Genomic DNA, 7,142 nt, shown 5'->3' with positions numbered 1-7,142 from the left:
GCGCGTGGTCGGTTCCCGCGCCGTGCGGCCCCGCCCCGCGTCAAGAAGGCCTTGTGTTGACGCCTCCCGGCCGTGGACTCGGCTGGCCGCCCGCCTGCTCGGAGGGGTGCTCGGCCGTGACCGACATCGAACCGCCCGTCGGATAGCGGCTCGACCGAGAACGCCCCCGGTGTGATGCGGGGTCCCTGGCCTGCGATGACGCTGCTGTGTCAGCCTGCCGCCCGGCATGGCGGCGTCATGGCGAGGGGGTGGTCCGGTCAGCCCCTGCGGGCGCCGTCCTACCCGCGGTGCTCGCCGCGCATGATCCGCGCGGGCACACCGGTTCCGGCGCCTCCCGGTCCCCACCCGCAGCGGTTCCGGTGCTCCTCGGCGGCGCCCACACGCCGAGTCGGCGTTCACGCCGGTTCGGTGTGACACGCTCCCGGTTCCGAACCCCTACCGTTCGCGGCGCACCCGCCCCTCGTCCCACACCGGCTCCGGCGCCTCGTACACGCCTCCGTCGGCGCCGAACACCACGAACCGGTCGAACCCGCGCGCGAACCAGCGGTCGTGCGTCACCGCCAGGATCGTGCCGTCGTAGGCCTCCAGCGCCGACTCCAGCGCCTCCGCCGACACCACGTCCAGGTTGTCCGTGGGCTCGTCCAGCAGCAGCATCGTCGCCCCCGACAGCTCCAGCAGCAGGATCTGGAACCGCGCCTGCTGACCGCCCGAGAGCGTGTCGAAGGTCTGCTCCGCGGCCGGAGCCAGCTCGTAGCGGTCCAGCGCCCGCCCCGCCTCGTCGCGGGGCACGCCCCGGCGGGCGCCCTGCCCCCGGTGCAGGATGTCCAGCAGCGTACGCCCCGCGAACTCGGGGTGCTCGTGGGTCTGCGCGAACCATCCCGGCAGCACCCGCGCGCCCAGCCGCGCCGTGCCGCTGTGCTCCACCGGCGGCACCTTCGCCCTGTCCTCCTCCGGCAGCACCGACGACTGGGGATCGCTGCCGCCCCCGGCCGCCAGCCGCAGGAAGTGCGACTTGCCCGACCCGTTGGAGCCCAGCACCGCCACCCGCTCGCCGTACCAGACCTCCAGGTCGAACGGGCGCATCAGCCCGGTCAGCTCCAGCCCCTCGCACACCAGCGCCCGCCTGCCCGTCCGGCCGCCGCGCAGCCGCATCCGCAGGTTCTGCTCGCGGGGCAGCTTCTGCGGCGGCCCCGCCTCCTCGAACCTGCGCAGCCGGGTCCGCGCCGACTGGTAGCGCGAGGCCATGTCGGAGTTGTAGGCGGCCTTCTGCTTGTAGGCGGCCACCAGCGCCCTGAGCTTGGCGTGCTCCTCGTCCCAGCGCCGCCGCAGCTCGTCCAGCCGCTCGAACCGCTCCCGGCGGGCGTCGTGGTAGGTGTCGAACGCGCCCCCGTGCACCCACGCCGTGTTGCCCGCCGCGCCCAGTTCGACCGTGACGATCCGGTCCGGCACCCGGCTCAGCAGCTCGCGGTCGTGCGAGACGAACAGGACCGTCTTGGGGGTGGCCAGCAGCGCCTCCTCCAGCCAGCGCTTGCCCGGAACGTCGAGGTAGTTGTCCGGCTCGTCCAGCAGCAGCACCGGCGCCGGGCCCCGCAGCAGGGCCTCGATGACCAGGCGTTTCTGCTCCCCGCCCGACAGCGTGCGCACCTCGCGCCACCGGCAGCGCTCGTAGGGGACGCCCAGCGCCGCCGTGCAGCACTGGTCCCACACGACCTCGGCGTCGTAGCCGCCCGCGTCGCCGTAACGGGCGATGGCCGCGGCGTAGCGCATCTGCGTCCTCTCGCCGTCGTCGACCATCATGGCCGCCTCGGCCGCCTCCAGGTCCGCGTGCGCCTCGCGCACCGGAGCGGGGGAGACCGACACCAGCAGTTCGTGCACGGTGGTCTCGTCGCGCACGTGCCCGATGAACTGCGGCATCACGCCGAGTTCACCGTCCAGGGTGACCGCGCCGCCCTGGGGGCGCTGCTCGCCGCGCACGATCCGCAGCAGGGTGCTCTTGCCCGCGCCGTTGGCGCCCACCAGCGCCGCCTTGGACCCCTCTCCGACGCGGAAGGACACCGAGTCCAGCAGGACCCTGCCGTCGGGCAGGGTGTGGCTGACCTGGTTGACGTCGATGTAGCCCAAGACCGCTCTCCACAGGGGTTTCGCCGTAGACGCCCGGTCACCGCCGCGAGCGCCCCGGCAGGTTTCCACGGCGCGACGCGCGCCCGCAACCGGTTTTCCCAGGTGCGGGCGCTGACGGGGCCCGGAGGCGCGCTCAGCCTGCGGCGGCGCCGAACCACCTCGGCAGCCGTTCGAGCAGCTCACGCTGGTCCCCACCGGCCCAGGCCACGTGGCCGTCCGGCCGCAGCAGCACGGCGGGCGCGCCCAGCTCCTCACAGGCCCCGCCGGTGTCGACGACGTGGTCGACCCGGTCCGCCCAGCCCGCCACCGAGAGCCGACCGGTCCGGTCGAGCAGCAGCCCGCGTCCGCCGTGCGTCAACTCGTAGAGGCGCCCCCGCGTCAGACGGATGTCGCGCATCCGCCTGCCGAGCAGCGCGTGCCCCTCGCCGAAGTCGTAGCGCAGGTCCGTCGCGGTGACGAGCCCGGTCACGTACCGGTTCACCTCCTCGAAGTCCATCAGCCTGCCCAGTAGCCCCCGCAGCGCGACCGCGCCCGGCTCGGTGCCCAGCAGCACCATCTGCGCGCGGGTGTTGTCCAGCACGGCGGCGGCCACCGGGTGCCGTTCGGCGTGGTAGCTGTCCAGCAGCCCCTCCGGCGCCCAGCCCCCGACCTCGGCGGCCAGCTTCCAACCGAGGTTGAACGCGTCCTGGACACCGAGGTTGAGCCCCTGCCCGCCGGTCGGCGGGTGGACGTGCGCCGCGTCCCCGGCCAGCAGCACCCGGCCGACCCGGTAGCGCTCGGCCAGCCGGGTGGCGTCGCCGAACCGGGACAGCCAGCGCGGCGAGTGCACACCGAAGTCGGTGCCCGCGTGGGCCCGCAGCTGCCGCCTGAACTCCTCCAGGGTCGGCGCGCTCGTGCGGTCCTCGGCCACCCCGTCGGCGGGCACGATGACGCGGTACACCCCCTTCCGGTCCCCGTCTCCGCTCGTGAGCGGGGCGAGGCCGAACCGCAGATGGGTCCTGCGGACCCGCGCGACGACGGCGGCGATCGACTCCGGATCCTCGGTCGCCTCCATCTCGCCCAGCAGCGTCTCGACCCTGGCGGGCTCGCCGGGGAAGCCGACTCCGAGCAGCTTGCGCACCGTGCTGCGGGCGCCGTCGCAGCCGACGAGGTAGCGCGAGCGCAGACGCGTGCCGTCCGCCAGTTCGACGCTCACCCCGTCCTCGTCCTGGCTCAACCCGACCAGCTCGTGGCCGCGCCGGACGTCGGCGCCGAGTTCGAGGGCGCGCTCGTCGAGCAGGCGTTCGGTGACCGGCTGCTCGATGGCCAGGCCGTACGGGTGGGCCGTGTCCAGCCCGTCGGGCCACGGCTTGGTGATGCCGCCGAAGATGCCGCCGACCCGGAACTTCCTCCCGGCCGCGAGGAACCGCTCCAGCAGACCGCGCTGGTCCATCACCTCCACGCTGCGCGTGTGCAGACCCTGGGCGCGGGCCTGCCGGGTCGGCTCGGTGAGCCTCTCCAGCACGACCACGCGCACACCGTGCAGCCGCAGCTCGCTGGCGAGCATCAGGCCGGTCGGTCCGCCGCCGACCACGGTCACGTCAATCATGGATTCCCCGTTCAACGAGATCGCTCTCCACCGGCCGTTCCGCGTGTTCTGTCGGGGCGCACGTCCGCGTTCCCGCGACGGGCGCCTGTGAGAGCGCCACGGTCCCCACCAGTGCCGGGACGTCGGTACGTGATCGGTGCGCCGACAACGGCACACGCTTTTCGCACGTCCCGAATTCGCGCGGATTCCGGTTTCGAAGGGAAATTGTGCGGCACGACCCGGGTCTTGCCGCAAGCCCGGGGGTGCGCTATAGATTGATAATGGCAGGAGACGTTTTCCCCTCTCCGTTGCTTTCCGTGATCGTCTGACTGCTTTTCCGTGGGCGGCTCCGCGCCGCGCCCCGCCCGGGCCTGCGGTCACACGGTCCTGACCTGGCGGCGGGTGTGTCGCAACCTCCTCGCGACCCCGGACGGTAGTTGTATGGGTGCCCTGGGTGAATGGTGTCCGGGGTCCGCAGCGCCCACCGGTCCGGTCGGGGGCGGGCCCCTCCGGTGCGCGGGTCGGCGCCCGACACCACCGAACAGGGGAGACGCATGCAGATCGGGTACAAACTGGCGGCCGAGGCCTTCGGGCCGGAGGAACTCGTCCGGCAGGCGGAGCTGGCCGAGCGCGCCGGGTTCGACTTCGTGGAGATCAGCGACCACTACCACCCCTGGCTGGACAACCAGGGCCACTCACCCTTCGCCTGGACCGTGCTCGGCGCCATCGCGACCAGGACCGAGCGGATCGGTCTGGCCACCGGGGTGACCTGCCCGACCGTGCGCTACCACCCGGCGATCATCGCCCAGGCCGCCGCGACCCTGGCCCTGCTCTCGAAGGGCCGCTTCGTCCTCGGCGTCGGCTCCGGGGAGCGGCTCAACGAACACGTCGTCGGCCAGGAGTTCCCCGACGCCGTCCAGGTGCGCCACCACATGCTGCGCGAGGCCCTGGAGATCATCCGCCTCCTGTGGGGCGGCGGCTACCAGTCCTACGAGGGCGAGTACCTGCGGCTGGAGGACGCCCGGGTGTTCGACCTGCCCGATGAGGCGCCGCTGATCGCCGTCGCCGCCAGCGGCGGGCAGTCGGCCAGACTCGCCGCCGAACACGGCGACGGGCTGTTCGCCACCGAGCCCAAGTCCGCGATCGTGCGGGACTACCGCGACGCCGGGGGAGACGGTCCCCGCTACGCCGAGGTGCCCATGGCCTGGGCCCAGGACGAGCACACCGCCGCGCGGGCGGCCCTGGAGACCTCCCGCTGGGCCCTGACCGGCTGGAAGGTCATGAGCGAGCTGCCCAACCCGGTCAACTTCGCGGCCGCCACCACCACGGTCCGGGAGGAGGACGTGCTGGGGCACTTCGCCTGCGGACCCGACCCCGAACGCTACGTCGAGGCCGTCCGCAAGTACGTCGACGCCGGCTTCGACCGCCTGGTCATGCAGAACGCCGGGCCCGACCCGGACGGGTTCGTCGACTTCTACCGGCGCGAACTGGACGGACCACTGCGCGCGCTCGCCACCTGACCGGCCCGTACGCGCCGCTCGACCGACAGGGACGAACCGGAGGCGGTCCGCGTGTCGCCGCCGTGTCCGGAGCCGGAGCGGTCACGCCCGCCGCGCCACGACGGGGAGCGGCGTGGGCACGCCCACGCCGCCGCGAACCGTCACCGGGGACGCCTACGATCGCGGCATGGACGACCCCCAGAAGACGCTCTCCGTACAGCTTCCGCCCGGACACACGGTGTCCTCGGAGGACGGCACGCCGCTGCTGTGGCTGAGCCACGACTCCGCGCCGGCCGGACTGTGGTCCGAGCTCCTGGCCGAGCACCACCGTTCCGGACTGTGGCCGCTGCTGCTGGAAGGGATGTACGGGGACCCGGTACGGCCCTGGGAGTCCCAGGAGCTGTTCCCCGGCTGGATCTCCTCACCGGGAGACCACGACCCGGCGGAACTGCTCGCCCGGTGGTGGAGACAGCACGCCTCCGGCGAGGAGGCCGATCCGGGCAACGATCCGCGGTCGACCACCGCTCCCTACGGGGCGTCGTGGCCCGGCCCGGCCCCCGCCGCGGACGTGCCCGAGGGAGCGCCCGAGCGGACCGCCGCCGAATGCGCCGAACTCCTCGTCGAACACGTGCCGGGGATGCGGATGGGGCTGGTCCCGGCCGCCTCGGGCGCCGAGGCCATCGCCGCTTCCGGATGGGCGGGGCCGCTCAACTACGACAACGACACCGCCGTGTTCGCGGCCGTCGTGGCCGACTGGGAACGCCGCTTCGGAGTGCGCGTGCTGGGCATGGGGTTCGCGAGCCTCACCCTGGCGGTCGGCGCCCCGCCGACCGACAGCGGGCAGGCGCTGCGCGTGGCGGCCGAGCACTTCGCGTTCTGCCCGGACAACCTCTGGCAGGGTTCCCACCGCGACCTGAGGGCCTACGCCGAGATACTCGTCGACCGTCCGGTCTGGCAGTTCTGGTGGGACTGACCGGGTACCTCGGCCGCCGGGAACGGGGCGGTCACGCCGGAGGCGGTTCGGGCGCGCCCGAACCGCCCATCCACCGCGCCAACCGCTCCCGGTCCACCAGGGTCATGTACCCCTCGCCCTCACGGGCGGCGGCCTCGGTGAAGCCGTTCGAGGCCACGAACACCCCCCGGTACCCCTCGTAACTGGTGGCGAGGACGCCGAGGAAGGCGCGGACCTCGTTCGGGGGCACCGGGCTGTTCCACCGCTTGCACTGCACCACCACGGCCTGCCCGTCCGGTGCCCGGCCCAGCACGTCCACCCCTCCGTCGTCGGCCCCGCCGACCACCGTCACGGCGGTGTAGCCGTGCGTGCGCATCAGCCCCGCCACGTGCTCCTCGAACTCCACACCGGTCATCCGGTCGACCTCCGACAGGTCGACCCGCGCCACCCGCCACTTCTCCCGGGCCAGGCGCAGCCGCATGCGGCACCACCACAGCAGGGCCGCCACCCCCAGCGCCGCCACCGCCCACAGCAGTGGCCGCGCCGAACTCTGGGCCACCCACGCGCCGACCATCAGCGCCACGACCAGGCCCAGCACGAGGGCGTACCGGTGGCGCCACACGAACCGCCACTCCCGGGGGCCTCTCCGGCCCTCGTCGGGGTACGTCATGTCGGGGTACGTCCTGTCTTCGGTCGCGTCGTCCGGGGAGATGTCGGTCATGGACTGCCTCTTCCCCGTCCGGACGGTTCGTCACCCGCCCCGGTGGCGGTGCCCTGTGGGGAACGCCACGGCGCGGAGCCGTTTCCGGTCCGGGACCCGCCCTGACCACCGCTCGCACGGAACGCGGGGACTACCATGGCCGCGCGGCGGCCGACCCTCGCGGCGGCGACCGTCCGGGGAGCGGTGCTCCGCCGCCCCCGGGTACCCACGGGAAGTAGTCCTTCGATGTCAGTTCTCACGCGCGTCGCCGACTTCGTCGGCAGGTGGTTCGCCCTGCTGGTC

General features: G+C 73.4%; 5 protein-coding genes. 2 read left to right on the top strand and 3 right to left on the bottom strand.

Annotation, left to right across the window (positions count from 1 at the left end; translation table 11 throughout):
• Window positions 1-435 precede the first annotated feature (435 nt).
• Together DQW06_RS04885 and rox are read right to left on the bottom strand one after the other, a co-directional pair.
• Window positions 436-2,121, bottom strand: a complete 1,686-nt coding sequence (locus tag DQW06_RS04885; protein ID WP_117198036.1) for an ABC-F family ATP-binding cassette domain-containing protein — start codon at window positions 2,119-2,121, stop codon at window positions 436-438.
• 133 nt (window positions 2,122-2,254) lie between these two features.
• Window positions 2,255-3,709: a rifampin monooxygenase gene (gene rox, locus DQW06_RS04880; protein ID WP_117198035.1), complete on the bottom strand. Its 1,455-nt coding sequence runs from the start codon at window positions 3,707-3,709 to the stop codon at window positions 2,255-2,257.
• Window positions 3,710-4,242: 533 nt separating this feature from the next.
• On the opposite strand from rox, the gene DQW06_RS04875 reads away from it, so the two are divergent.
• Together DQW06_RS04875 and DQW06_RS04870 are read left to right on the top strand one after the other, a co-directional pair.
• A complete protein-coding gene (locus tag DQW06_RS04875) occupies window positions 4,243-5,208 on the top strand; it encodes a TIGR03557 family F420-dependent LLM class oxidoreductase (protein ID WP_071622346.1) in 966 nt (321 codons plus the stop codon).
• A 166-nt stretch (window positions 5,209-5,374) separates the two neighbouring features.
• The gene (locus tag DQW06_RS04870) at window positions 5,375-6,160 is read left to right on the top strand and encodes a DUF4253 domain-containing protein (protein ID WP_041553171.1); all 786 of its coding nucleotides are present in this window, start codon (window positions 5,375-5,377) and stop codon (window positions 6,158-6,160) included.
• A 31-nt stretch (window positions 6,161-6,191) separates the two neighbouring features.
• Here DQW06_RS04870 and DQW06_RS04865 read toward each other — a convergent pair whose 3' ends face one another.
• The gene (locus DQW06_RS04865; RefSeq protein ID WP_013153765.1) at window positions 6,192-6,860 is read right to left on the bottom strand and encodes a restriction endonuclease; all 669 of its coding nucleotides are present in this window, start codon (window positions 6,858-6,860) and stop codon (window positions 6,192-6,194) included.
• Window positions 6,861-7,142: the final 282 nt, after the last annotated feature.

It is taken from the genome of Nocardiopsis sp. TNDT3 (assembly GCF_003427465.1).
Classification (GTDB): Bacteria; Actinomycetota; Actinomycetes; order Streptosporangiales; family Streptosporangiaceae; genus Nocardiopsis; species Nocardiopsis dassonvillei.
The sequence above is the reverse complement of the archived record's forward strand: the minus strand, read 5'-3'. Positions and strand labels throughout refer to the sequence as shown.

Bases quoted from the DNA above. Each gene is read 5' to 3' on its own strand.
- rox (WP_117198035.1), bottom strand. From the start codon at position 3,709: ATGATTGACGTGACCGTGGTCGGCGGCGGACCGACCGGCCTGATGCTC.
- DQW06_RS04870 (WP_041553171.1), top strand. From the start codon at position 5,375: ATGGACGACCCCCAGAAGACGCTCTCCGTACAGCTTCCGCCCGGACAC.
- DQW06_RS04865 (WP_013153765.1), bottom strand. From the start codon at position 6,860: ATGACCGACATCTCCCCGGACGACGCGACCGAAGACAGGACGTACCCC.
- DQW06_RS04875 (WP_071622346.1), top strand. From the start codon at position 4,243: ATGCAGATCGGGTACAAACTGGCGGCCGAGGCCTTCGGGCCGGAGGAA.